This window comes from uncultured Campylobacter sp., from assembly GCF_937890585.1.
In the GTDB taxonomy this organism is placed as follows: domain Bacteria; phylum Campylobacterota; class Campylobacteria; order Campylobacterales; family Campylobacteraceae; genus Campylobacter_A.
Genome location: NZ_CALACG010000141.1, coordinates 1 through 1,566 on the forward strand (window position 1 = coordinate 1; position 1,566 = coordinate 1,566).

Below are 1,566 nucleotides of genomic sequence, written 5' to 3' on the forward strand. Positions count from 1 at the left end.
AAAATATCCTAAGCTTTTTTGGATCGATCACCCGCGAGAGCGCGACGTAGAGCTGCCCGTTGGCAAAGATATGATTTAGGTCGCAGACTAAATTTTCAATACTCATGCCTTGGGATTTATGTATCGTGATCGCGTAGGCTAGCTTTAGCGGAAACTGCGTCAAAGACGCCCTAGCGCGCTCTTCGAGATGTTCGCCCGCCATCACGAATTCGCTCATGTCAAATCTCGCGCGCTCCACCTCGACGATCTCGCCGTTAGCTTTTTGCACGATGACGCTTTTTATCTCGCCGTTTTCTTTTAAAATTTGCTCTATTTTTTCAGATAATGGCGATCTGGAGTGTGGCTGTTTAAGCGGATTTTCTCAAATTTTTAGTATCATTGCAAGCAAAATTTTAGATATTTTCATCCAGAGAAATTTAAAGGTAAAACTTAGCAACTTTAAATTTTTCGAAAATGAGATGTTTTTTGACAGAGCTAGCAGTGGAATTTTAGCCACATTAAATTCAAAAGAGAGCCAAACTGGCGTGATATTTGTGAGCAAATAAGGAGAAAAAATGTACGTTGCACCTAGTATTTTATCGGCTGATTTTGGAAATTTAGCAGCCGAAATAAGAGCCATTTGTGAGGCTGGGTGTGATCTGGTGCATGTTGATGTTATGGATGGGCATTTTGTACCAAATTTAACCATCGGACCAGTTGTGGTAAATGCCGTTGCAAAGGCCGCTACAAAGCCACTTGACATACACCTAATGGTTGAAAATAACTCATTTTTTGCTGATCTTTTTTTGCCGCTAAAGCCAAAATTTCTAACCTTTCACATCGAAGAAGAGAAGCATCCGATGAGACTAATAGACCACATCAGAAAAAACGGCGTTGGTCCTGGTATCGTGCTAAATCCACACACGCCAGTTAGCGCGATCGAGCATATCATCGATGAAGTCGATATGGTGCTATTAATGAGCGTAAATCCTGGCTTTGGCGGTCAGAAATTTATGCCAGTCGTGCTTGAGAAAACAAGGGCGCTAAGGGAGCTAATAGAGCGCAAAAACGCCAAGTGCCTCATTGAAGTGGACGGCGGCGTGAACGGACTAAATGCGCCTGATCTTGAAGAGGCTGGGGCTGATATCTTGGTGGCTGGCAACTACATCTTCTCATCAAATTCATACGAACAAGCCATCCGCGCCATAAAGCTTGAGTTTTGAAACCAAAAAAACAGCGTTTAGAAAATAGCATTGAAATTTTAGCTAGGCAAAATTTAGGCTATCATGAGTTTATTTTAAGATTTGGCGATATTGATGAAATTTCATCGCTCATTGACGTGCGCGACCTTGATATGTGGCGAACTCTTGGGCTTGATATCATTAGAAATGAAGATAATGAGATCGAGCTTGGCACGAGATTTAGAGATATTAGCGAGCAGGAATTTTGCGTCGTGGATATCGAAACGACTGGTGGCACGACAAATGGTCAGATAATAGAAATTGGTGCTATAAAAATGAAAAATGGCACCGAAATAGGGCGCTTTGAAAGCTTTGTTGCAGCTAGCGTGGTGCCTGAAAATATCAC

The 1,566-nt window shown here is 42.1% G+C and carries 4 protein-coding genes; 3 read left to right on the forward strand and 1 reads right to left on the reverse strand.

The window, feature by feature from the left end:
• A partial coding sequence (locus Q0296_RS04015; RefSeq protein WP_298036821.1) for a helicase C-terminal domain-containing protein occupies positions 1 to 268 on the reverse strand: 268 nt, incomplete at its 3' end.
• 1 nt (position 269) lies between these two features.
• Between Q0296_RS04015 and Q0296_RS04020 the strand changes: the two genes are divergently transcribed.
• The 3 genes from Q0296_RS04020 to Q0296_RS04030 all read left to right on the forward strand — a co-directional run.
• A complete protein-coding gene (locus tag Q0296_RS04020) occupies positions 270 to 545 on the forward strand; it encodes a hypothetical protein (protein WP_298036824.1) in 276 nt (91 codons plus the stop codon).
• Positions 546 to 554: 9 nt separating this feature from the next.
• Positions 555 to 1,202 (forward strand): ribulose-phosphate 3-epimerase, encoded by a 648-nt coding sequence (gene rpe, locus Q0296_RS04025; protein ID WP_002942761.1) that lies wholly within the window; start codon positions 555 to 557, stop codon positions 1,200 to 1,202.
• The coding region (locus Q0296_RS04030; RefSeq protein ID WP_298036829.1) for an exonuclease domain-containing protein at positions 1,199 to 1,566 on the forward strand (368 nt) is incomplete at its 3' end. The genes rpe and Q0296_RS04030, both read left to right, overlap by 4 nt.